Source organism: Dermatobacter hominis (assembly GCF_020715685.1).
In the GTDB taxonomy this organism is placed as follows: domain Bacteria; phylum Actinomycetota; class Acidimicrobiia; order Acidimicrobiales; family Microtrichaceae; genus Dermatobacter; species Dermatobacter hominis.
On sequence record NZ_CP085840.1, the window covers coordinates 574466 to 597791 of the forward strand.

18 protein-coding genes are annotated in these 23326 nt (G+C 74.4%); 7 read left to right on the top strand and 11 right to left on the bottom strand.

The window, feature by feature from the left end; translation table 11 throughout:
* Positions 1-3: 3 nt before the first annotated feature.
* Entirely contained in the window at positions 4-2085 is a 2082-nt protein-coding gene (locus LH044_RS02760) for an SGNH/GDSL hydrolase family protein (RefSeq protein WP_227758270.1), read from the bottom strand.
* Complete coding sequence (locus LH044_RS02765; protein WP_227758271.1) at positions 2078-3478, bottom strand: glycosyltransferase family protein; 1401 nt, start codon at positions 3476-3478, stop codon at positions 2078-2080. The genes LH044_RS02760 and LH044_RS02765 overlap by 8 nt, the downstream gene beginning before the upstream one ends.
* A gap of 42 nt (positions 3479-3520) precedes the next feature.
* On the opposite strand from LH044_RS02765, the gene LH044_RS02770 reads away from it, so the two are divergent.
* Positions 3521-4441 carry a glycosyltransferase family 2 protein gene (locus LH044_RS02770; RefSeq protein WP_227758272.1) on the top strand — a complete coding sequence of 307 codons (921 nt, stop codon included), beginning with the start codon at positions 3521-3523 and terminating at the stop codon, positions 4439-4441.
* Positions 4438-4893 carry a DUF2304 domain-containing protein gene (locus LH044_RS02775; protein WP_227758273.1) on the top strand — a complete coding sequence of 152 codons (456 nt, stop codon included), beginning with the start codon at positions 4438-4440 and terminating at the stop codon, positions 4891-4893. Before LH044_RS02770 ends, LH044_RS02775 begins: the two co-directional genes overlap by 4 nt.
* On the opposite strand, the gene LH044_RS02780 is transcribed toward LH044_RS02775, so the two are convergent.
* The gene (locus LH044_RS02780) at positions 4842-6428 is read right to left on the bottom strand and encodes an ArnT family glycosyltransferase (RefSeq protein WP_227758274.1); all 1587 of its coding nucleotides are present in this window, start codon (positions 6426-6428) and stop codon (positions 4842-4844) included. The two genes, LH044_RS02775 and LH044_RS02780, sit on opposite strands and share 52 nt — an antisense overlap.
* Before the next feature lie 104 nt (positions 6429-6532).
* Here LH044_RS02780 and LH044_RS02785 point away from each other — a divergent pair, with 104 nt between their 5' ends.
* On the top strand, positions 6533-7738 hold the full coding sequence (locus tag LH044_RS02785; RefSeq protein WP_227758275.1) for an acyltransferase family protein: 1206 nt from the start codon (positions 6533-6535) through the stop codon (positions 7736-7738).
* A gap of 110 nt (positions 7739-7848) precedes the next feature.
* Positions 7849-12411, top strand: a complete 4563-nt coding sequence (locus LH044_RS02790; protein ID WP_227758276.1) for an alpha-(1->3)-arabinofuranosyltransferase domain-containing protein — start codon at positions 7849-7851, stop codon at positions 12409-12411.
* Positions 12412-12432: 21 nt separating this feature from the next.
* Here the strand turns inward: LH044_RS02790 and LH044_RS02795 are convergent, their stop codons facing one another.
* Positions 12433-13215, bottom strand: a complete 783-nt coding sequence (locus LH044_RS02795; protein WP_227758277.1) for a class I SAM-dependent methyltransferase — start codon at positions 13213-13215, stop codon at positions 12433-12435.
* 65 nt (positions 13216-13280) lie between these two features.
* Between LH044_RS02795 and LH044_RS02800 the strand changes: the two genes are divergently transcribed.
* Together LH044_RS02800 and LH044_RS02805 are read left to right on the top strand one after the other, a co-directional pair.
* Positions 13281-14570: a glycosyltransferase family 4 protein gene (locus LH044_RS02800; protein ID WP_227758278.1), complete on the top strand. Its 1290-nt coding sequence runs from the start codon at positions 13281-13283 to the stop codon at positions 14568-14570.
* Positions 14567-15223, top strand: coding sequence for a 5' nucleotidase, NT5C type (locus tag LH044_RS02805; RefSeq protein ID WP_227758279.1), 657 nt, complete (start codon positions 14567-14569; stop codon positions 15221-15223). Before LH044_RS02800 ends, LH044_RS02805 begins: the two co-directional genes overlap by 4 nt.
* Positions 15224-15296: 73 nt before the next feature.
* On the opposite strand, the gene LH044_RS02810 is transcribed toward LH044_RS02805, so the two are convergent.
* The 5 genes from LH044_RS02810 to LH044_RS02830 form a co-directional block, all read right to left on the bottom strand.
* Entirely contained in the window at positions 15297-16172 is an 876-nt protein-coding gene (locus LH044_RS02810; protein ID WP_227758280.1) for a hypothetical protein, read from the bottom strand.
* Positions 16173-16243: 71 nt separating this feature from the next.
* Positions 16244-17992 (bottom strand): NAD(P)/FAD-dependent oxidoreductase, encoded by a 1749-nt coding sequence (locus LH044_RS02815; RefSeq protein ID WP_227758281.1) that lies wholly within the window; start codon positions 17990-17992, stop codon positions 16244-16246.
* A gap of 107 nt (positions 17993-18099) precedes the next feature.
* Positions 18100-18420, bottom strand: coding sequence for a UBP-type zinc finger domain-containing protein (locus tag LH044_RS02820; protein ID WP_227758282.1), 321 nt, complete (start codon positions 18418-18420; stop codon positions 18100-18102).
* 49 nt (positions 18421-18469) lie between these two features.
* On the bottom strand, positions 18470-19204 hold the full coding sequence (locus tag LH044_RS02825; protein ID WP_227758283.1) for a nitroreductase family protein: 735 nt from the start codon (positions 19202-19204) through the stop codon (positions 18470-18472).
* Positions 19201-19974 carry an SDR family NAD(P)-dependent oxidoreductase gene (locus LH044_RS02830; RefSeq protein ID WP_227758284.1) on the bottom strand — a complete coding sequence of 258 codons (774 nt, stop codon included), beginning with the start codon at positions 19972-19974 and terminating at the stop codon, positions 19201-19203. The genes LH044_RS02825 and LH044_RS02830 overlap by 4 nt, the downstream gene beginning before the upstream one ends.
* A 143-nt stretch (positions 19975-20117) precedes the next feature.
* Between LH044_RS02830 and LH044_RS02835 the strand changes: the two genes are divergently transcribed.
* Positions 20118-20744, top strand: coding sequence for a response regulator transcription factor (locus LH044_RS02835; protein WP_227758285.1), 627 nt, complete (start codon positions 20118-20120; stop codon positions 20742-20744).
* Between the two features lie 44 nt (positions 20745-20788).
* On the opposite strand, the gene LH044_RS02840 is transcribed toward LH044_RS02835, so the two are convergent.
* The gene (locus LH044_RS02840) at positions 20789-21706 is read right to left on the bottom strand and encodes a glycosyltransferase family protein (protein ID WP_227758286.1); all 918 of its coding nucleotides are present in this window, start codon (positions 21704-21706) and stop codon (positions 20789-20791) included.
* A 52-nt stretch (positions 21707-21758) separates the two neighbouring features.
* Positions 21759-23228, bottom strand: coding sequence for a glutamate synthase subunit beta (locus tag LH044_RS02845; protein WP_227758287.1), 1470 nt, complete (start codon positions 23226-23228; stop codon positions 21759-21761).
* Positions 23229-23326: the final 98 nt, after the last annotated feature.

Below are 23326 nucleotides of genomic sequence, written 5' to 3' on the forward strand. Positions count from 1 at the left end.
GCCTCAGCGCGAGGGGGCCGTCGTGGTCGTCGTCGACCGTCCGGTCGACCCGGTCGACGCCCCGCCGGCCTTCGGCTCCCCGCCGGCAGCGGCCCGTGCCTCCTCGCCGGCAGCGGCCCGTGCCTCTTCGCCGGCAGCGGCCTTCGCCTCCCCGCCGGCAGCGAGGAGCTGCGGCACGAGCCACGCCGCGTGCTCCCTCAGCGCGTCGCCCGACAGGTGCAACCCGTCGGGCCGGTCGGTCGCCTCGGTCGCGGGCCGCGCCGCGAGCCAGCCGCCGACGTCGATCACGCCCGCCCCCGTCGCGGCGGCGACCTCCTGCACGTCGCTCCCCCACTCCTGCACCCAGGCCGGGTCGCACTTGGACCCCTTCGTCCGGTTGTCGCAGTAGTAGAGGCCGTTCGGTCGGACCGGGACGCCCGGGGTGATCAGCATGACCTTCGCCCCGTCGCGGCCGAGGATCTGCACGGCCTCGGTCAGCGCGGCGATCCGCTGCTGGCGGCCCTCGGCCGACAGGTACGGCGCGTCCTCCACGCCCTTCAGGTCCTCCTGCAGGTTCGTGTAGAGCAGGACCACGTCGGGTTCGACGCCGATCACGTCGACCGACCAGATCTGCCGCCAGTCCGGGCACTCCTCGGGGCCGAACGAGCACCCCGTCACGGTCCGGTCCCACACCTCGAGCCGGGGGTCGTTGAGCGCGACGAGGCCGTTGGACACGCCGCGGCCCATCGAGTCGCCGACCACCATGACCCGCACCTGGTCGGCGCACGTGTGGGTCGGGTCGGCGACCGTGACCACGGTCCGGGGATCGAACTCGATCGCCCCGCCGAACTGCGGGGCGACGACCGTCGAGGGCGTGCACGGCGCCGTCGTGGTGGTCGTCGGGTCGGGCACCGCCTCGAGCGTCTCCGCGACCTGGTCGACCGGCGTCGGTCCCTCGGGCCGGGCGACGAACAGCGCGCCGGCCATGGCGACCACGAGGACGACGCCGGCGATCGACAGCACCCGCGGCCGCCAGCGCCCTGCGATCGCGGGCAGCTCGAGGCGCCGGTGGAACAGCTCGGCACCGAGGAGCGACACGGGGATCACGACCGCCGCCTTCACCGCGGTGCTGCGCTCGGGCCCGAGCGCCACGATCAGCGGCCAGTGGAGCAGGTAGACGGCGTACGAGCGGCGGCCGAGCCAGACGAGCGGGCCGGCCCGCAGGGCCCGCTGCACCGGCGCGTTGGTCAGCACCGAGGCCACGAGCCCGGTGCCGGCGACCGCGATGACGGCGAAGCCGCCGTGGTGCAGCCACTCGGAGGCGGGTGTGGCCGCGACGAGGACGTAGCCCACGACCGCCGCTCCCGCGAGCGCCCACGCGCCGATCGCGCGTCGGGCCCCGTCCGAGGTGGGCCCCCGGAGGTGGTGCGACCGGAACGCGTAGGCCAGCGCCGCACCGGCGAGCAGCGCGACGGCCCGCGTGTCGGTGCCGAGGTAGGCCCGGTCCGGCGTCTCGACCCAGGCCAGCACGATCGACGCGGCCGACATCGCCGCCAGCGCGCCCCACACCACCCGAGGCCCCCGCCGCACCGCGGCGGCGAGCAGCCCCGCCAGCACGAGCGGCCACACGAGGTAGAACTGCTCCTCGACCGCGAGCGACCAGAAGTGCCGCAGCGGCGAGGGCGCGACGAACTGCTCGACGTAGCCGCCGTGGGCCGCCTGCCACCAGTTGGCGACGTTGGCGAGCGCGGCGGCCGTCTCGGCCGGCAGGGCGCGCTGCTGGTCGGCGTTCCACACGCCGAGGACGCCGGCGAAGGCCACGAGCGCCAGCACCACCCACGCCAGCGGCCACAGGCGCCGCACCCGTCGCCGCCAGAACCCGCGCAGCGAGATGGCGCCCTCGCTCGCCCGCTCCCGCACCAGCAGGGCCGTGATCAGGTAGCCCGACAGGACGAAGAAGAGGTCGACGCCGACGAACCCGCCCGGCAGGAGCTGGTCGTCGAGGTGGTAGATCACCACGAAGGTGACCGCCAGGGCTCGCATCCCGTCCAGGGCGGGACGCCGCCGGGTCACCGCGGGCGGCGCCGCGGTCAGCACGTCAGCCATCGCCGGCCTCCGCGCCGACCGCACGGCGGGGCCCGCCGACCGGCGCCGCAGCCGGGGTCGCGGGGCGTCGACGCGCGAGGAGCGCGTCCAGCCCGCACGCGGCGAGCAGCGCGAGGCAGGGCACCATCGCCACCTTGAAGCGGGGGTCCCCGAAGAACATCACCGGCACGACCAGCCCGGCGACCGTCAAGGCCAGCAGGAGGAGCGGCCCGGGCTCGCGTCCGCGGAGCCCGCCGACGAGGACCACGAGCCCGCCGACGGCCGCGGCCAGCACCAGCAGGTACACGGCCTGGAAGGTCCACCCGAGCGCGGTCCGCGCCCCGTCGGGGAGGAACCGGTCGTCCTCGTACGACTCGAGCGCGCGCAACCCGTCGCGGTCGTTGGAGAAGGTGTTCCAGAGCTTGCTCGCCGACAGGCGCGGCAGGGCAAGCGGGTTGGCGAGGATCCAGTCGACGGCCCGGTCCCGGTTCACGCCCTCGCGCGCCACCTCGACGTCGGGCCCGTCGACGTAGCTGCCCTCGGTCTCGCACTCGGGTCCGTAGTCGTAGCCACCGGTGGCGTCGTCGTGGAAGCCGATGCAGAGGTTGTCGCCGCCGTTGGTCGAGATCGGCACCAGGTGGCCCATCACGACGACGTTGCGCACCGTCCACGGCGCCACGCACACGACCGCGCCGAGGACGGCGACGCCCACGCCGGCCAGAGAGCGCCGCCAGCCGGCGCGTGCCAGCAGCCACGCCACCGCCACGAACGGCAGGGCGACCAGGACCTGGGGCCGGACGAGCGTGGCCAGGCCGAAGCACAGCGCGCCGACCACCGCCGGGACCGCCCTCGGGCGCCGCAGGTCGCCCAGCTCCAGGAGGCAGGCGGCCGCGACGGCGAACAGCGCGACGAAGAGCGTCTCGGACAGCAGCAGGCCGCTGTAGACGACGAACCCCGGCCACAGCGCCACGACGAGGCCGGCGACGGCGGCGATGCGCCGGGACCGCTCGGGCGACGTGGAGAGGTGGCGACCGGCCACGACGGTGGCCCCGGCGGCGACGGCGCCGAGGGCGGCCTGGCACACCGCGGCCACCTGCGGGAGGTGTTCGCCGAGGCCGACCACGTCGGCCGCCCGCTGCACGCCGCCGAGGAACAGCGGGTAGCCGGGCGGGTAGTAGGCGGTCGGCTCCCCCAGCAGGCCGAGGTACCCGTCGCCGTCCGCGAGGTGGCGGGCGAAGCCCTGGTACAGCAGCGGGTCGTGCAGGCCCTGGGGCTGTCGGGCCGAGAGCAGGCCGACGACGAGGCGCACCAGCAGCGCCACGCCCGCGACCGCGGCGACCTCACGCCACGGCGGCCGGTCCACGGCGCCCTCGGGAGCGAGCGGGGCCGGACCCGTCCCCTCTGGTTCCGGCACGTCCACAGCCCGTCGATGCTAGACGGCGCACCCTCCCGGCCCATGGCACCGACCCAGCCGGCGGGGGCCGGCACGCCGCCTCGGCACCCCGGACCGTCGCCGTGGTCGCCGGGCCGGCGTGCGATGATGGCCCGCGCGACCACCACCCCCGCCGGAGCCCGCGTCCGGCGTGCCCGCAGGAGGGCGGCCATCCGCGACCTGGTGATCATCCCCGCCTACAACGAGGCCGCCACGCTCCCGGCCGTGCTCGCGCGGCTGGCCGCGGAGGTCCCGGACTGCGACGTGGTCGTGATCGACGACGGCTCGACGGACGCCACGTGGGCGGTGGCGCGCCGCGCCGGCGTGGCGGTGCTCCGGCTGCCGTTCAACCTCGGCATCGGCGGCGCCCTCCGCACGGGCTTCCGGTACGCGGTCGCCGAGGGCTACGACCGCGGCGTCCAGCTCGACGCCGACGGCCAGCACGACCCGGCGCTGATCCCGCGGCTGCTGGCGGCGCTCGACCACGCGGACTTCGTCGTCGGGAGCCGCTTCGGGGGCGACGGCTCCTACGACGTGGGCGCGACCCGACGCAGCGCCATGCGGGTGCTCGAGGTGGCCATGCGCGTCCTGTCGGGCCGCACGTTCAGCGACACGAGCTCGGGGTTCCGTGCCTTCAACCGGCCGGTCCTCGAGTACTTCGCCCGGTCCTACCCGTCGGAGTACATGGAGTCGGTCGAGGTGCTGCTCGCCGCCACCTACGAGGGGTTCCGGATCGTCGAGGTCCCCGTGGAGATGCACCAGCGGGCCGGCGGCCAGGCCTCCACGCTGCGGCTGCGGCTCGTGTACCACTACGTGCGCGTGCTGGTGACGATGTTCGCCCGGGCCAGCCGCCGCCGGCCGACGCTCGACCCCGACCTCGATCCGCAGGTCGGGCCGTCGAGGGCGCCGGTCGACGGGACGTCGACCGACGGGAGCGCGGCGTGAGCACGACCGCGCACGTCTTCGTCATCATCGTCACGCTCTGCACGGTCGGGTTCATCATCTGGCTGGTCCGCCAGCACCGGTTGAAGAGCAAGTTCTCGCTCCTGTGGCTGGCGATCGGGCTGGTGCTCCTCGTCCTGGCCGCGTTCCCGAACCTGCTCGACCGGGTCTCGCACGCGATCGGCATCGAGTACCCGCCGGCGACGTTCCTCTTCGCGGCGGTGGCGTTCCTTTTCCTCGTCGCCGTGCACTACTCGTGGGAGCTGTCCCGGCTCGAGGAGCGCTCCCGCGTGCTCGCCGAGGAGGCGGCGCTGCTCCGGGAGTCGGTGCAGCGGCTCGAGGACCGCCTCGCCGCGGCCGGCATCGCCGACGCGCCCTCGCCGCGACCCGGGGGCTCCGAGGCTCAGGCCCCCGACGGCTCGGCGACCGGCTCCCCCGACGACCCGCCGGCCTGAGCGCGAGGGGACGCCCCGGCCGTGGCGGGCCCGGCGGTCCCGCCGTCGGCCGGGTCCGCGGTGCGGTCGCCGTCGACGACGGGCTCCTGCCGCGGACCGAACAGCGCGCCGGCCAGGGCGACGAGCGCCACGGCCGCGAACAGCACGATCGACACCTCGGCCCCGGCGCGGTACCGGGTGATCCCGAACGTGATCGCCGCGGTGACGGTGGCCAGCACGGGCGCGACGAGCAGCGGCGAGATCGGCACCCTGCGCCGGACCAGCACCACCGCGCCGGGCACGGCCAGCACCAGCAGCACGAAGTAGGACCACAGCGCCTCGCGGACCAGGCCGAAGCCGGTGCCGGGCTCGCCGCCGGCCCGGCCCTCGATGTAGGCGTCGTCCACGATCGACTCGTCGGGCCGGAACACGCCCCACATGCGCCCGATCCGGGCCGCGACCACCTTCGGGAGCTCGCCGATGTGCTCCTCCATGTAGTCGATCGCCTGCCGCTGGTAGGTCTGGTCCCGCTTCGAGAGGTCGTCCTCGTCGATCTCGGGCGTGTGCGGCGGGAACAGGCACTTGCGGTCCCAGTAGCCGAGGTTGCGCCCCCCGTAGGTGAGGTCGCAGTTGGCCACGACGAACGTCTGGCCGGCACCGGTGCTGATGAGCACCGGTTCGTCGAAGCGGGTCATGTTGTACGCGAGCCACGGTCCGAAGGCGACGATCGGCACGAGCGCGGCGACGGCGAGCATGCCGAACCGGCGTCCCATCGGCTCGCTGCGGCGCGTCAGCACCAGCGGCAGCACGAAGAACGGGAAGATCAGCACCGCCTCGGGTCTGGTGAGCGCCGCGAGCGTGACACCGGCGGAGAGCCCCGCGACGTCGCCCCACGTCGGGCGGTCGAGCAGCCGGTAGGCGCACAGCAGCATCACGACGATGCCGAGCACGAACGGCGTCTCGGCCATGAGCATGCCGTCGTTGATCCAGATGTTCGGGTACACGGCCGCCAGCCCGGCGGCGACCAGCCCGACCGCCGGTCCGGCGAGTCGCCGGCCGACGTAGGCGATGACGGCGACCGACACCATCCCCATCACCGCCATCAGGACCCGCTGCGACTGGGCCGAGCCCATCCCGAGCTTGTCGGCCAGGGCCAGGATCACGGTCATGCCCGGCGGGTGGTCGGCGCCGGGGACCGACCGGCCCTCCTTGAAGAACTCGAAGGGGTGGAGGAAGCCCTGGCCGTCGGCGACGAGCTTGGCCTGGAAGTGGTACCAGTACGCGTCGCCGCCCGTGAGCGGGGCCTTCGACTGGCGGATCAGGATGAACGCCAGCCGGATCGCGAAGCCGACGGCGACGATGCCGGCGAGCACGGCTCGGAAGTGCTGCGCCGCCCAGCCGCCCTCGCCGGGGACGGTCCAGCCGCCGTCGCGCCGTCCGACCCGTCGGCCGCTGCGCCGCACGACGGTCGGTGCGTCCCCGGTGGGCGGGGCGCCGCCGCCATCGGGCGCCGCGTCGACGGCGGCGTCAGGGATGCGGTTGGACTGCGTCGGCACGGATCCTCCGCCGGGGGTCGGACCCTGGGACCCTAACGCCCTCCTATGCTCGCCCGCATGGACCGACCCAGCGCGCCGGCCGGCGCCGCCCGACGGGCGCGCCCGTGAGCGCCACGGCCCTGTCGGGCACCGGGCACACCTCGGCCGCGGGCGGGTCGCGGCGGTCGCTGGTCCCGCACCTCAGCGCGCTCGACGGCGCCCGGGCGGTCGCCGCGCTCGGCGTCCTCGTCAACCACGTCGCCCTGCTCAGCGGCTTCACCGGGCGCCACCAGGGCCTCGGCCAGTACCTGGCCCGGGCCGAGGTCGGCGTCTCGATCTTCTTCGTCCTGTCGGGCTACCTGCTGTACCGACCGTTCGTGGCCGACCGGCTGGCCGGTCGCGAGATGCGCGACGTGCGGGACTACGCGCGGCGCCGGATCCTCCGCATCCTCCCGGCGTACTGGCTCGCGCTGACGGTGATCGGCTTCGTCCTCCGGGCCCCGGGCTTCGACGAGCCGCACAGCATCGTGTCGCACTACCTGCTGCTGCAGATCTACGACATCAACCAGGTGGTCGGCGGGCCGGTGCAGCAGGCGTGGACGCTCGCCACCGAGGTCAGCTTCTACGTGTTCCTCCCGTTCTGGGCCTGGCTGCTCGCCAGGCGGCCCCGGACCCCCGCACGCCAGCTCCGGCTCGAGATCGCCGGTGTCGCCGTGCTGTGGGGCGGGGCGATGGCCCTCAAGCTGGCGGCGGTGGCCTCGAACCTCGACGGCGAGCAGATCGGCATGCTCAACACCTGGCTCCCGTTCCGGATGGACGAGTTCGCCCTGGGCATGGGCATCGCCGTGGCGGCGGCCTGGTTCCAGCACCGGAAGATCACGCTGCCGACGAAGGCCCGGGCCGCGGCGCTCACCATCGGGTCCTGGGTCGTGGCCGCGGTCCTCTACTGGTTCCTGTGCACGCAGCTCGACATGCCGCTCGGCCCGATCTACACGCCGCGCCAGTCGGTCGTGCTGCGGGCCCTCTACGCCTTCGTCGCGCTGTTCGTGATCCTGCCCGCGGTGTTCGCGTCCCAGGACCGGGGTCCGGCGCGCGCCGTGCTCGCCAACCGGCCGATCGTGTGGGTCGGCCTCGTGTCCTACGGCATCTACCTCTGGCACGAGGCGTTCCAGGACGTCTACCTCCGGATCACCGACCAACCGCCCCTCCAGGCCAGCGCGCTCGGGATGCTCGCGTTCACCACGGTGGCGTCGTTCGCGGCCGCGGCGGCGAGCTGGTACCTGCTCGAGCGCCCGGTGATGCGCTGGGGCCGCCACCGCCGGCTCGAGTGACCGCGGTGCTCCCGTCCCGCGGTCGGGTCCACGACCGGGACGGGGACGCAGCACGCCGGGTGCGGCGCCGCGACCGCGCCGCCCAGGGCAACTAGCGTTCCCCGCCGTCCATGTCCGCGCCCTCGACGACCCCGATCCCGGCCTCGCCTCCCGTCGAGCCGGGAACCCGCCGATCGTTCGGGGACCGGCTCCGGCACGTCCCGATCGGGGCGGTCCTGCTGGTGCTCGTGGCGTACGTCCCCCTGCTGCTCACCAAGCCGGGGCGGATCGGGGCGGACACGAAGACGTACCTGTACCTGGACCCGGGCCGCCTCCTGTCGCGGGCGGTGTCGATGTGGGACCCGAACATCGGGCTCGGGACGATCACGCACCAGAACATCGGCTACCTCTGGCCGATGGGTCCGTACTACTGGCTCATGCAGACGCTGGGCGTGCCCGACTGGGTGGCCCAGCGCCTCTGGCTGGGGTCGATCATCTGCGCCGCGGGGCTCGGCGTCCGGTTCCTCCTGAAGGAGCTGCACTGGCGCTCGGCCGGCATCACGGTCGCGTCGTTCGCCTACGCGCTCAGCCCCTACCTGCTCGACTACGGCGCCCGGATCTCGGTGATCCTGCTGCCGTTCGCAGGCCTGCCGTGGTTGGTGGGCCTGGCCGCCCGATCGATCCGGACCGGTGGCTGGCGGGCGCCGGCCGCCTTCGCGCTCGTGACGCTCACCGTGGGCGGCGTCAACGCCACATCGCTCCTGCTCGTGATGGTGGCGCCGGTGCTGTGGATGGCCCACGCCACCTTCGTCGCCCGGGAGGCGACGCTCCGGCGCACGCTGGCAGCCGGGCTGCGGATCAGCGTCCTGACGCTGGTCACCAGCTTCTGGTGGATCGCCGGCCTGGCCGTGCAGGGCGCGTACGGCATCCCGATCCTGCGCTACACCGAGACGTACTTCGTCGTGGCCGGCGCCGCGCTCGCGACCGAGCTCCTGCGCGGGCTCGGGTACTGGTACTTCTACGGGCGGGACGCCCTCGGGCCCTGGATCCGGCCGGCGATCACGATGGTCCAGGCGCTGCCGGCGCTCGCGCTCAGCTACCTGCTGCCGATCCTCGCCTTCTGCGGCGGCCTGCTCAGCCGGTTCCGCCACCGCGGCTACTTCGGCCTGCTCGTCGTGGCCGGGCTCGTCATCGGCGTGGGGGCGCACCCCTGGACGGCCTCGAGCCCCGCCGGCGCGGCCTTCAAGCAGTGGACGACGACCGACTCGGGCCTGGCGTTCCGCTCGACGCCGCGGGCCGTCCCGCTGATCGCACTCGGGCTCGCCGTCCTCCTCGGCGCCGGGGCCGCCGCGGTGGGCCGCTGGAAGCCCGGGCTGCGCGTGCCGGTGGCCGGCGCGCTCCTCCTGCTGATCTGCCTCAACCAGCTCGCGCTGTTCCGTGGGCAGATGGTGGACGAGAACCTCGACCGGCCGAGCGACGTGCCCTCGTACTGGCAGGACGCCGCCGCCTTCCTCGACGACGGCGATCCCGCCTACCGCGTCGCCGAGGTGCCCGGCGTCGACTTCGCCACGTACCGGTGGGGCAACACGGTCGACCCGATCACGCCCGGGCTCATGGACCGCGACTACGTCGCCCGCGAGCTCATCCCCTACGGCACGCCGGCGTCGTCGAACCTCCTCAACGACTGGGACCTGCCGGTGCAGGAGGGCACGTCGGACCCCAGGACGTGGGCCCCGATCGCCCGGCTGCTCGGCGTCGACCAGATCATCCACCGCGCCGACCTGCAGTACGAGCGCTTCCGCACGCCGCGCCCGCGGTCGCTCGACGCCGAGCTCCGGTCCGCGCCGGGTATCGGCGAGCCGACCACGTTCGGCGACGCCCGGCCCAACGTGGCCGACCCGCGGCTCCCCCTCGACGACGCCATCGAGTACGGCACGCCCGCCAGCGACGCCGATCCCGCGCCCGTCTCGGTGTTCCCCGTCGAGGACCCCCGGCCGATGCTGCGCACGGAGCAGGCCTCGGCCCCGGTGCTGATGGCCGGGAACGCCGCGGGCATCGTCGGCCTGGCCGCCTCGGGCGGGCTCCAGGCGGATCGCCCCCTCTTCTACTCCGGCTCGTTCGCCGACGACCCCGGGGACATGGAATCGATCGCCGCCGAGCCAGAGTCGTCGCTCGTCGTGACCGACACCAACCGCCGCCAGGCCCGGCGCTGGGGCTCGGTGAGGGAGAACGACGGCTACACCGAGATGGCCGGCGAGGCGCCGCTCGTCGCCGATCCGGCCGACAACCGCCTCGACGTGTTCCCCGACGCGGACGACGACGCCTTCACCGTCACCGAGCAGGTGGGCGGCGCCGTGGCCCGCGCCAGCTCCTACGGCAACCCGGTGAGCTACACGGCCAGCGGCCGGGCCGCCCGCGCGATCGACGGCGATCCGAGCACGGCGTGGCAGGTCGGCGCGTTCGAGGGCGTCGACGGCGAGTACCTGCAGCTGACCTTCGACGAGCCCGTCACGACCGACCGGATCACGCTGCTGCAGGCCCAGAAGCCGGCCAACCGCTGGATCACCGGCGTCGAGCTGTCGTTCGACGACGAGGAGCGGGCGGTCGACGACCCCGACGCCGGTGACCCGCTGTCGTCGGACCCGGTCCCCGTCGAGCTCACCGATGCGTCCCGCACGCCGCCCGGCCAGGAGATCACGTTCCCGGAGCGGACCTTCCGCACCCTCCGCATCGCGATCACCCGCACCAACCTGGGCGAGCTCGCCCGCTGGACCGGGATCTCCGACGTCGGGTTCGCCGAGGTCTCGGTGCCGGGCGTCGAGCCCACGGTCGAGGTCGTGCGACCGCCGGAGGACCTGCTCGACGGACTGGGCGACGGGTCCCTCGACCGACCGCTCTCCTACGTGTTCCAGCGCCGGGCCGCGGATCCGGCCGAGGTCGTGATCGACGACGAGGAGCGCCAGATGCTCCGCTGGGTCGAGGGCCCGGTCGCCCGGACGTTCCTGCCGTTCGGGACCGCTCGCATCTCGGGCCGCATCCCCGACCAGCAGGTCGACGAGCTGATCGGGGCCCGCGACGCCGCCGCGGGCGGCCTCACCGCGACGGCCGGCGCCACGCTGGCCGGTGACCTGCGCGCCCGCGCGTCGGTCGCCGTGGACGGCGACGACGCGACCGCGTGGCAGACCCCGGTGAACGGCGCCGTCGGCGACTGGATCGAGGTGACGTACCCGCAGCCGGTGACGATCGACGGGCTGCCGATGTCGATCGTGACCGACGGGCGTCACTCGGTCCCCTCGAAGGTCGCGCTGCAGGTCGACGGGGTCGACGGCCCGACGCTCGACCTGGCGGCCGCCGGCGTCACGTCCGGAGCCCGAGCCGACGGCACGGTCGACCGGTCCGGCGAGCGCGGCACCACGACGACGGTCGAGGTGCCGACGGGCCCGATCACCGGCACGACGTTCCGCTTCCGCATCGACGAGGTGCAGGAGGTCCGGTCCCTCGACTGGTTCAGCGGGTCCCCCACCGTGGTGCCCGTCGGCATCGCCGAGCTCGGCCTGCCCACGCAGGCGCAGCCCTCGGCCGACGCGCCGCTGCCGGCGGAGTGCCGCAGCGACCTGCTCACGCTCGGCGACCGGCGCGTCGGGCTCCGAGTCGTCGGCACGGTGGGCCAGGCCCTCGGCCGCGAGCCGCTGCATCTGCAGTCGTGCGCCGCGGACGGCGACGCAGGACCCGGCGTGGCCGTCCCGGCCGGCCGCACCCTCCTCGAGACCGCCGACGGCCGCACCACCGGCATCGACGTCGACCAGCTGACGCTCGCCTCGGCGGCCGGCGGCGCCGCCGGCACCGACACCCTCGAGGACCCGCCGGGACCCGGCCCCACGCCGCCGGCGACGACCACGACGCGCACCGCCCGCACGGCGTACGAAGCGAAGGTCACCGACGCCGACGAGCCCTACTGGGTGGTGCTCGGCCAGAGCCTGTCGCCCGGCTGGACCGCCACCGCCGAGGGCAGCGGGGGGACGGTGGACCTCGGGGAGCCGACGCTCGTCAACGGCTTCGCCAACGGGTGGCGGGTCGACCCGTCCGAGGTCGGCGCGGACGCCACGATCACGATGACGTTCGCACCGCAGCGGATGGTGTGGATCGCCATCTGGGCCTCGCTCGTCGGCGTCGCCCTGTGCGTGTTCCTGGCGGCCGCGCCGACGCGCTGGCTCCGCCGCGTGCCGGTCGTCCGGCGGCTCACCGGGGCGCCCCTGTCCGACGACCTCGTCGGCACCGTCGACGTCGTCGGCGTCGGGCCCCTCTCGACCGACGGCCCGGCCCTCCCGGTCGGACGGTCGCTCGTGGTGGCGCTCGCCGTCGGCGTGGTGGCCGCGGTGTTCCTCGGCCCCTGGGTCGGGCTCGCGATCCTCGCCGTGACCGCGCTGGCCCTCGCCGTGGGTCGGGGTCAGGTGCTGTTGCGGATCGCGTGCGTCGGGGGCCTCGGCCTCGCTACGGCCTACATCGTCGTCCGCCAGGCCCGCGCCGACCTCCTCGTCGACTTCGAGTGGATGAACGAGTTCGAGATCACCCACGCCTGGGCGCTGTTCGCCACCGGCCTGCTGGCGGTCGACCCCCTCGTCGAGCTCCTCCGCCGCTCCAGGGCCGGCGGCCCGGACGCCCCCACCGACGAGTCCCCCACCGAAACTGCGTGAGCCGGCACCCGGCCCATGGGCTCAGTCGATGGGGTCGGAGCAGACCGCGAACAGGACGAGCGTGGTGTCGTCGATGTCGTCGGTCAGGAAGAACTCGTCGTCGGTGATGCCCGACGCGCCGCCGACCTGCTCGGTGTTGGTGAAGCGGTAGGCCAGGCGGCGCCCGGTGGCGTGCAGCCAGACGAACGCCTCCCGCGGCAGCTTGTGGCGCAGGCCGAGCGGGTCGAGCCGCAGCAGCTTGTTCGCCATCTCGCGGCGCTTCTCGAAGTCGGCCTTGACTCGGGGCGTGGCGTCGAGCCCGTGGACCTCGACCGAGCGGAAGTGCCGGCCGAGCATGTCGCGCAGCTCATCGGGCCCGAACAGGTACACGTGGTACGGGTTCTCGAAGTCGGCCGGCTCGTTCGGCGTGATGAAGAACGCCGTGCCGCCGGGCGAGAGGACCCGGGCCACCTCCTCGACGTGGTGCTCGGGCTCGGTGAAGTGCTCGATGAGGTGCGACGAGCACACGTTGTCGAACGTGTCGCCCTTGAGCGCCAGCAGCGAGCCGTCGGAGCAGATCGCCCGCATGCCGGCACCGCCGTGGGTCCGCACCGCGGTGGCGGCGGTCTCGGCGTCGTAGTCCACGCCCACGAGCTCGCGCTCGGACCCTGCGAAGCCCACCGACTCGTCGCCCAGGCCGCAGCCGACGTCCAGGAACCGCCCGTCGGCCATCCGAGCCCGCACCTCGCGGTAGCCCGCGGTGTGCAGGGCGAGCAGCGAGTCGGGTGTCTGGCCCTGCATCGGGCGCTCACCGGTGAGCTTCACGGTCACTCCTCATGGCGCGCGGTTCCCCGGTGGCGGGGAACGGTCTGCGTAGCATACGGGTCCCCATGGAGCCGCCCCTTGCAAGCAGCCGCACCGTCGACGCCATCGCCGAGCTGGCGGACCGCTCCGGGATCAGCCGGATCCACGTGTTCGGGTGGCGGGACCTGGACGACGACGAGGCCGGCGGCTCCGAGGTCCACGCCGACAGCATCGAGGCGATCTGGGCCCAGGCCGGGCTGCTGGTCACGCACCGCACGTCGACGTCGGTCGGGCGCCCGCCGACCGACCTCCGCCACGGCTACCGGGTGAGCCGGCGCGGCAACCGCTACGTCGTGTTCCCCCGGGCCGCCGTCGCCGAGCTCACCGGGCACCTCGGCAGCGCGGATGCCGTGATCGAGATCTGGAACGGCGTGCCGTTCATGTCGCCGCTCTGGTGGCACGGCCCCACGTCGGTGTGGCTGCACCACGTGCACGGCCCGATGTGGCAGCAGAGCCTGCCGGGGCCGGTGGCAGCGCTCGGCAACCTGCTCGAGGAGCGGCTGGCCCCGCCGTTCTACCGGCGCGTGCCGGTCGTGACGCTGTCGCCGTCGTCCAAGGAGGAGCTCGTCGAGGAGCTCGGCTTCGACGCCGGCCACGTCACGGTGATCCCGCCGGGGATCGACCCGTTCTTCTCCCCCGCCCCGGCCGCAGGGCCCGATCGCTCGCCCACCCCCCTGTGCGTCGCCGTGGGCCGGCTCACACCGGTCAAGGACTTCCCGCGCCTCGTGCGCGTGATGGCGGCGGTGCGCGAGCGGGTCCCCGACGTCGAGCTCGTGATCGTCGGCGAGGGCTACCAGCGCGAGGAGATCGAGGCGCAGGTCGCCGCGGTCGGCGGCCGCGACTGGGTCCGCCTCCCGGGCCGCCTGAGCGACGACGAGCTGCTCGACCTCTACCGGAGGGCCTGGCTCGCGGTGTCGGCCTCGACGCGCGAGGGCTGGGGCATGACGCTCACCGAGGCCGCGGCGTGCGGCACACCCGCGGTGGCGACCGACATCGCCGGCCACGCCGACGCGATCGACGCCGGCCGCAGCGGGCTGCTCGGGCGATCCGACTCCGAGCTCGCCGGGATCGTCGCCGACGTGCTCACCGACCCCGAGCTGCTGGCTCGCCTCCGCGCCGGGGCCCTGGAACGGGCCGGCGAGCTGACGTGGGAGGCGAGCGCGCTCGCGAACTTCCGGGTGCTCGCCGACGACGCCCTCGCGCTGCGGGCGGTCGGCGGGCGCCGCCGCCGCATGCCCAAGCACCCGCGCCGCACCCCGGCCGGCGCCCCGCGACGCGCGGGCGCGGGCGGCCCCGACGCCGGGGCACGGCCGTGACCGACGGGGTGGGCGACTTCGTCCTCGGCGTCGACCTTGACGGGGTGTGCGCCGACTACACGTCGGCGTTCGCCGAGGTCGTGGCGGCCGAGCGCAGGATCCCGGCCGCCGACCTGACCACCGAGGTGAGCTGGGACTTCGCCGAGTGGGGCCTCGACCGTCAGGAGTTCCTCCGGCTGCACCGCGTCGGCGTGCAGGAGCGGCACATGTTCCGGAACATGCCGGCCATGGACGGCGTGGCCGACGCCCTCTGGCGGCTGTCGGACGCCGGCGTCTGGATCCGCATCATCACGCACCGGCTGGTCACCAACTGGGGCCACGCGCTGATCGTGTCGGACACGGTCGACTGGCTCGACGCCAACCGCATCCCGTACCGGGACCTGTGCTTCCTCGGCGCCAAGCCCGAGGCGCAGGCCGACGCCTACATCGAGGACGCGCCGCACAACGTGGCGGCGCTGCGGGCCGGCGGCAACACCGTCGTCGTGTTCGACCAGCCCTACAACCGGGACCTCGACGGGCCCCGCGCCGTCGACTGGAACGAGGCCGAGGCGGTGCTGGCCGAGCTGGTCGCGACCCGCACCGGCGTGTTCGCGGCCCAGCTCCCCGGCGTCGAGGCCGGCGCGGACCGGCTCGACCGCCGCAAGGGCACCTGACCCCGAGCCGTCCCGTCCGGCCACGCGACCGGCCGGCCAGGCCGGGCCGGGCCGTGGGGTGGACGCCGGCGGGTCAGGCCGCGGGGTCGAGCGTGGCGTCCAGCCCCGCCCTCGGGCTGCGGGCGGCGACGATCGTGCGCACGCCGATCCAGGCCATGACGACGAGCACGGCGACGAACGCCCAGGCCGACGGCCGGCCCCAGTCGAGGTCGCCGCCGTGGCGGAGCAGCGCGATCCCCTGCAGGACGGCGAAGGCCACGTCGGCCGCGGCAGCAGGGCGCAGCCGGACGGCGTCGCGCTCGAGCACCGCGTGGCCGGCGGCGACGCCGAGGCTGAGCACCCACGCCCCGATGGCGCGCCCGGTCAGCGGGGTCACGGCCCACGGCCACCACGTGGCGTCCTCGGGCGCGGCGAGCATCCACGTGCCGACGAGGAGGAACAGCGCCGACTGCGCTGCCACGACCGCGACGACCGTGCGGCTGAGCGGCCGGGTCCGGGCCGGATCGATCCCGGGCACCCGCACCTGGCCGACCCAGATCACGAGCATCAGCACGGGCACGATGGCGTAGACGGCGATCCAGATCCACGTGACGAGCCGCGTCGAGAACCCGTGCTCGTCGCGGAGATGGAACTTGTCGATGTGCACGAGGGTGACGACGAGCGTGGTCGTGGTGAACACGAAGACCGTCGGCACCGCGATGCGGGCGTCGGCCCAGGTCCTCGCCCGCGCCCCGGTCCACTCGAACGCCGCGCTCGACCAGTAGGCGCCGCCGAGGAACACCGCGGTCATCGGCGGCGAGATCGTCCACGCGAACCAGCGATCGGTCCGCAGCGGGAAGAGGTACAGCTGGACCCCGGCCAGGGTGACGAGGACCCCGGCCGCCAGCAGGAGCCACCGCATGGACGGCAGCAGCTGGCGCACCGGGTGGTGCTCCACGGGGACCTCCATCGCCGCCCTTCCCGCTCCTCGCTCGCTCGTCACCGTCGTCGGGTCGCTGCCATCGTCGGATCGGCCCGTCGTCAGATCGAGGCCGTCGCGCCGGCGTGGTCGGTCACGTCGATCGCGACCCGGCCGAGCTCGTCCAGGTACCGGTGCACGAGCGGGATCGCCACGGCGCCCTCGCCCACGGCCGTCGCCACCCGCTTGATCGAACCCCGCCGCACGTCGCCCACGGCGAACACGCCGGGGAGGCTCGTCTCGAGCGGCCCCGGCTCCCGCCCGAGGTGCTGGTAGGCCCGGCGGTCGCCGACGTCCCCGCCGGTGGCCACGAACCCCCAGTCGTCGCGCTCCACGGCCCCGTCGAGGAAGTCGGTGCGCGGCTCGGAGCCGATCAGCAGGAAGAGCGCGTCGGCGTCCTGCTCCCGCTCCTCGCCGCTGCGACGGTCGCGCAGCCGCAGCCGCTCGAGGTGCCCGTCGCCACCGCCCCCCACCACCTCGACCTCGGTCGCGACCGAGATCGTGGGCGAGGCATCGATCACGCGGACCAGGTAGTCCGACATCGTGGCGGCGAGCCCGTCGCCCCGGACCGCGATCGTGACGTCGGACGCGAACCGGGCGAGGTGCACCGCGGCCTGGCCCGCCGAGTTGCCGCCGCCCACGACGACCACCGATCGCCCGGCGAGGTTCGGTGCCTCGGTCACCGCGGCGCCGTAGAAGACGCCCCGGCCCTGCAGCTCGTCGACCTCGGGGACGTCGAGCCGGCGGTAGCTGACGCCGTTCGCGATGACGAGCGTCCGGGTCCGCACCGACGTGCCGTCGGAGAGGTCGAGGACGCGCTCGTCGCCGTCGGCCCTGAGCCCCGTCACGGATCGCATGAACAGGAAGGTGGCGCCAAAGCTCCACGCCTGGTGGAACGCGCTGAACGCGAGGCGGGCACCGCTGATGCCGCGCGGGAAGCCCGGGTAGTTGCGGATCTGCGAGCTGGTGCCAGCCTGGCCCCCGACGGCCTGGCGCTCGACGACGAGCGTCCGGAGGCCCTCGGACGCGGCGTACACCGCGGCGGCGAGACCGGCGGGGCCGGCGCCGACGACGGTGACGTCGAAGACGTCGTCGGGGTCGAGGGTGCCGGTGAGCCCGAAGGCGTCGGCGATCTCGACGTCGGTCGGGTCGACCAGCACGGTCGGCTGAGGGGTGAACTGCAGGACCAGCACCGGGAGCGCGACGGCGGGCCCGAGCCCGTCGAGCATCGCCCGCCCCCGAGGCGACGCGGCGTCGTGGAACCCGATCGGGATGTGGTTGCGGTTGAACGAGTCCTGCAGCTCGTGGACCCGCGACGACGAGGGGTCGCCGATGATGCGCACCGCCTCGAACCCGCCGCCACGCGCCAGGTTCCACTCCTCGAGGACCTCCGTGATGGCGCGGTGGAACTCCTCGTCGGGGAGGTGCTCGGGCCGGATGACGAAGAACTCGATCCGACCGTCGGACTGCGCCTCGAACACCTCGGGCGCCAGGTCGAACTCGCCCCAGGGGACCACCACGGCGCGCCGGGCGTCGGGGTGGGCGTCGCGCACCGCGGTCACCGCGTGGATGCCGTCCCGGTCCGATCGACCGAAGCCCGCGACGACGAGCGCCACGGGTGTGCCCTCCGCCACCAGCCGGTCGCAGACCGTCGCGAGCTCGTCGGGGTCGTCGCCGGCATCGATCAGGTAGTCGACGCCGTAGCGCTTCGCGAGCTCGTGGCCGACCACCTCGGCGGTCGTGGTGTCGGCGCTCCGGAAGACGATGGCGGCGCGTCGCTCGCCGGGTCCGTCGTGGTCGCTCGTGGCCATTGGGCCTCCCCTCTCCGTCGCTCGGGGCGGGGTCGCGGGACCCGCACCTCGGTCGGGCGACGCCGGCGGCCCGCCTCGGCGTCAGGACTGCACGGTAGTGGAGCCGGTCAGGGGTGCGACGGGCTGTCCTCGGCGCCGGCCACCTGGAAGCCCACGTCGTCGGGGTAGCACCACACCCAGTCCTCGCCCGGCTCGAACGACTGCACCAGCGGGTGGCCGACCGTGCGGGAGTGGGCGGTCGCGTGCTTGCCGATGCTGTTGTCGCAGCAGCCGACGTGGCCGCACTCGAGGCAGCGCCGGAGGTGGACCCAGCGCATGCCCAGCTCGAGGCACTCGACGCAGCCGTCGCCGCTGGGCGGCTCGCCGAGCAGCCCGTCGGCCGGGACGAGGCCGTCGATGTGGGTGCACCGTGGGGGGTGGTCGCTCATCTCCACATCCTGCCGCGCCGGTGCGGCCACCGACGCCCGCGCTGCGCGGTCAGCGACGCCAGCGGGTGTGGCGGGTGCCGGGCGGCTCGCTCGTCCAGTCCACGGTCCGCTCCCACCCGTCCTCGTAGACGAAGGCCTCGAGCGGCATGCGCCGCACCGGCCCGTGGCCGCCCCGGGGCCGGCCCATCGTGATGGTCGCCGCCAGGAACACGTCGTCGGGGATGCCGAGCAGCTCCCGCAGCTCCGCGTCGACCGCGCGGTGCCAGGTCATCATCACGCCGCCGTAGCCGAGCGCCCGGGCGGCGAGCAGGAGGTTCTGGCACGCCGGGTAGATCGAGGCGCCGATCGTCTCCTCGGGGCCGGGGCGGGACCGGAGCGCGGCCACGAGGATGACGACGGGGATCTCCTCGAAGTGGTCGACGAAGTGCTCCATCGTCGCTGCGGTCCGCGCCTTCGGCGACGTCGGGTCGGCGCCGGTGCCGGCGTCGTAGCCGTCCTCGGCGCGCTTGGCCGCCCAGATGCGGCGCGCCGCGCCGCCGATCAGCCCCTTGGCCGCGAGCGCCGTCTCCGAGCCCCGGAGGACGAGGAATCGGACCGGTTGGCGGTTCGAGCCCGACGGGGCCCGTGTGGCCGCGAACAGGATCCGGGACAGATCCTCGGTCGGGACGGGCTCCGGTCGGTACCGCCGGACGGCGCGGGTCGTCGCGATCGCGCCGAGCACCAGGTCGGCCTCGGCGTCCGAGAGCTCCCGGGGCGGCGCCGCCCCGTCCGCTTCGTCGCTCACGTGTTCTGCACCGTCAGGCCGCCGTCGACGGTGACGACCGCGCCGGTCGCGTACGAGGCCGACGGCAGGAGCAGCGACACGATCACGTCCGCGACCTCCTCGGGCTCGCCGTAGCGCCGCATCGGCACCCGGCGACGGGCGAAGCGCTCCTTGTGCTCGTCGGGGATCACTGCGGTCATGCCGGTCCGGATGGGTCCCGGGCACACGCAGTTGACGGTGACCCCGGCGGGGGCGAGCTCGACCGCCGCGGCCCGGGTCAATCCGATCACGCCATGCTTGGCCGCGGTGTACGGGCTGAGGAAGGCGGTCGCGCCGAGCCCCTCGGTCGAGGCGATGTTGACGACACGGCCCTCGCCGTCGCGCCGGAGGTCGTCCAGGCAGGCCCGCAGCACCAGCGCCGGCCCGGTGAGGTCCACGGCCAGCGTCCGGTCCCACGCCTCGCGCCAGCCGTCGCCGTCCAGCGGGGCGGGCAGGCTGATCCCGGCGTTGTTGACCAGCAGGTCGATCGGTCCCAGCGCCCTACGGGTCGTCGCGACCGCAGACGCCACCGCGCCCTCGTCGGAGATGTCGACGGTCACCGCGACCGCCTCGCCGCCACCGGCGGTGATGCCCTCGGCGACCTCGGCCACCCCGTCGTGGACGTCCCAGCACGAGACCCGGGCGCCCTCGGCGCCGAGCAGCGCCGCGGTGGCGCGCCCCATGCCGCTCGCCGCGCCGGTCACGACGGCGACCCGGCCGGCGACGCTCCTCGACCTCGTCCGCTCCGACATCGGGCGGCACGCTACCGCCGGTCACGACGCCGCGACGGGGTGTCCGAGCGACACCCGGGTGCGGGATCCGGCCGAGGGTCATGGACCGTGGGCCCTCCGGGTAGGGATGGATCACCATGACCTCGCCACGACTCTCCCCGTCGGTGCCGGTGCGAGTGGCACCGGCCACCTCGAACGAGTTGGTGCTGCACGGACTGCGGAGCACCTTCGACCCCTTCTCGGCGTTCGTCGACCTCCTGCCGCCCGAGGCGGCGCGCGGGGCCGACGTGGTCGTGCTGGACACCACCGGCCTGTCGGCCGACGGCGTCCCGGCGGCCGCCGAGGCGATCCAGGCGACCGGCCGCCCGTTGCTGGTCCTCGCCGAGGAGGGCGACGAACGCGCCCTGCTGCGGTTCCTCCGCGCCGGCGTCCGGGGCTACGTCGCCCGGCCCCGTGAGGCGCGCCGGCTGGTCGAGGACGTCGTCGCCGTCGCCAACGGCGAGATGGTCGTCGACCCCGAGGTCGCCTGCCGCGCCGCCGTCCTGGCCGCCCGGCTGCTCGACCTCGACCAGTCCCCCGCGACGCTGCTCGGGCTGAGCGACCGCGAGGTGCAGGTGCTCGAGCGGCTCCAGAGCGGCGCCACGGCACGAGAGATCGGCGCGGAGCTCTACGTCTCCCACGAGACCGTCCGCTCCCACCTGAAGCGGATCTACCGCAAGCTCGGCGTCCACGACCGGACCGCTGCGCTCGAGCGGGCCCACGAAGAGGGCATCCTCCCCGTCGGCACCTGATCGCCGCGCCCCGGCGTCGGTTCGCCGGAGCCCGGGCGGTCGCGTCAGGCCGGCGGAGGGCCGAAGCGACGCAGCCAGAAGTCCCGCAGGCCGCGCAGCCGCGCGGCGGCGTCGAACACCGGCGGCCGTGACGCCGGTCGCGCCAGGCCCCGCCCGACCTGCCACAGCGTGATGCACGACCGGATCCACGCGTGGTACCAGCCGCTCATCTCCTGCACGAGCAGCAGCGTGTTGCGGGTCTGCAGGTGGTCGACCCGGGCGACCGAGGAGCCGAGGTGGAGGTTCTGCACGCGGGCGCCGCGCACGAGGCCCACCGTCCACCCCGCTCGCCGGGCCCGGAGGGCGAGCTCGGCCTCCTCGCAGTACGAGAAGTAGCGCTCGTCGAAGACCCCGACCTCGTCGAGGGTGGCGCGGCGCAGGAACATCAACGTCCCGTGGGGGTAGTCGACGTCCTCCCACCGCGGCAGGTGCGACGGATCGGGCGGCGGGCCGGGGGCAGGGACCGCCATCCCGCCGAAGTAGGGGTCGATCACGGGCACCATCCCGTCGCCGACGTCGGCGCAGGCGAGGCCCGCCATCGGCTGGCCGGCCACCGCGTCGAGGACCGCGCCCAGGCACCCGGGGTGCGGGTCGACGTCGTGGGGTGCGAGCGCGACCCACTCGCCGTCGTCGGGATCGCCGAGGAACCGGCGGAGGCCCACGTTGGCGCCGGGCCCGAAGCCGGCGTTGACGGGGTGCTCGACGAGCTCGATGCCGTCGGGCCCGGTCGCCCACCCGACTCGGAGCTCGTCGAGGCCCTTGCGGAGCACGGCGAGCGAGTCGGGCTCCGACGCGTTGTCGACCACGGTCACCCGGACCGGCACCTCGCGGTCGCCGAAGCGGGCCACGGTGCCGAGGCAGGCCTCGGCCTGGTTCCAGTGGACGACGACCACGCGGAGCGCCCCGCCGGGTCCGGTCAGCACGGCGGTCGCTCGTCGGTGGTGGTCGGGTCGGCTCGGCGGGCCCGGACCGGGCTCAGACGAGCGGCCGGTCGGTCGGGCGCACGGGCGACGGGAGGTCGGTCTCGCCCATCAGGTGCGAGTCGACCGCAGCGGCGCACGAGCGGCCCTCGGCGATCGCCCAGACGATGAGGCTCTGGCCCCGGCCGGCGTCACCGCACACGAAGACGCCCTCCTCGCTCGTGGCCCAGCCGTCGTCGCGCACGACGTTGCCGCGGGCGTCGATCTCGACCCCGAGGTCGTCGAGCAGGCCGGCGCGCTCCGGACCGGTGAAGCCCATGGCGAGGAACACGAGGTCCGCCTCGAGCTCGCGCTCGGTGCCCTCGACCGGCGTGAAGGTCGGCCGGCCGTCGACGACCTGCTGCTCCACGTCGACGACCCGCAGGGCCCGCAGGTTGCCGGCGCCGTCGTCGAGGAACTCGATCGTGTTGATCGAGTACACGCGCTCGCCGCCCTCCTCGTGGGCCGAGCTCGTGCGGTAGGTGAACGGCCACGTGGGCCACGGGTTGGCGTCGGGACGTCCGTCGGGCGGTCGCGGCATGATCTCGAACTGGTGGATCGCGGCGGCGCCCTGGCGGTGGGCGGTGCCGAGGCAGTCGGCGCCGGTGTCGCCGCCGCCGATGATCACGACCTGCTTGCCGCCGGCGTGGATCGGCACCTCGTCGACCGCCAGGTCGCCCTCCTGCGCCCGGTTGGCCCAGGGCAGGTACTCCATGGCCTGGTGGATGCCGCGGAGCTCGCGCCCGGGGATCGGCAGGTCGCGGAACGCGGTCGCCCCGGTGGCGATGACGACGGCGTCGTGGTCGGCGCGGAGCTTCTCGACCGAGATGTCGCGGCCGACGTCGATGCGGGTCCGGAACTCGGTGCCCTCGGCGCGCATCTGGGCGAGGCGCTGCTCCAGGTGCCGCTTCTCCATCTTGAACTCGGGGATCCCGTAGCGGAGCAACCCGCCGATCCGGTCGGCCCGCTCGTACACGATGACCTGGTGCCCGGCCCGGGTCAGCTGCTGCGCCGCGGCGAGCCCCGCCGGCCCGGAGCCGATGACGGCGACCTTCTTGCCGGTGAAGCGGCTCGCCCGCACCGGGCGCACCCACCCCTCGGCCCAGGCCCGGTCGATGATCGACACCTCGACCTGCTTGATGGTCACCGGGTCCTGGTTGATGCCGAGCACGCACGCCGCCTCGCACGGCGCCGGGCACAGCCGGCCGGTGAACTCCGGGAAGTTGTTCGTGGCGTGCAGGCGCTCGATCGCCGCCTCCCACCGGTCCCGGTACACGAGGTCGTTCCAGTCCGGGATGATGTTGCCGAGCGGGCACCCGTTGTTGCAGAACGGGATGCCGCAGTCCATGCACCGGCTGGCCTGGGTCTCGAGGTGGTCCGCGGGGAACTCCTCGTAGACCTCCTTCCAGTCGAGCAGGCGCACGGGGACGGGCCGCCGGCTCGGCAGCTCTCGTCCGTGCTTCAGGAAGCCCTTGACGTCACCCATTCCTCTTCAGTGCCTCTCTCGCGTTCGGTGCGGCGGTGCCCCTGCCCTCGGTTCCGTTGCGCAGGTCCGGGAGGATCCTGGCGCTGCGCAGCGGGACG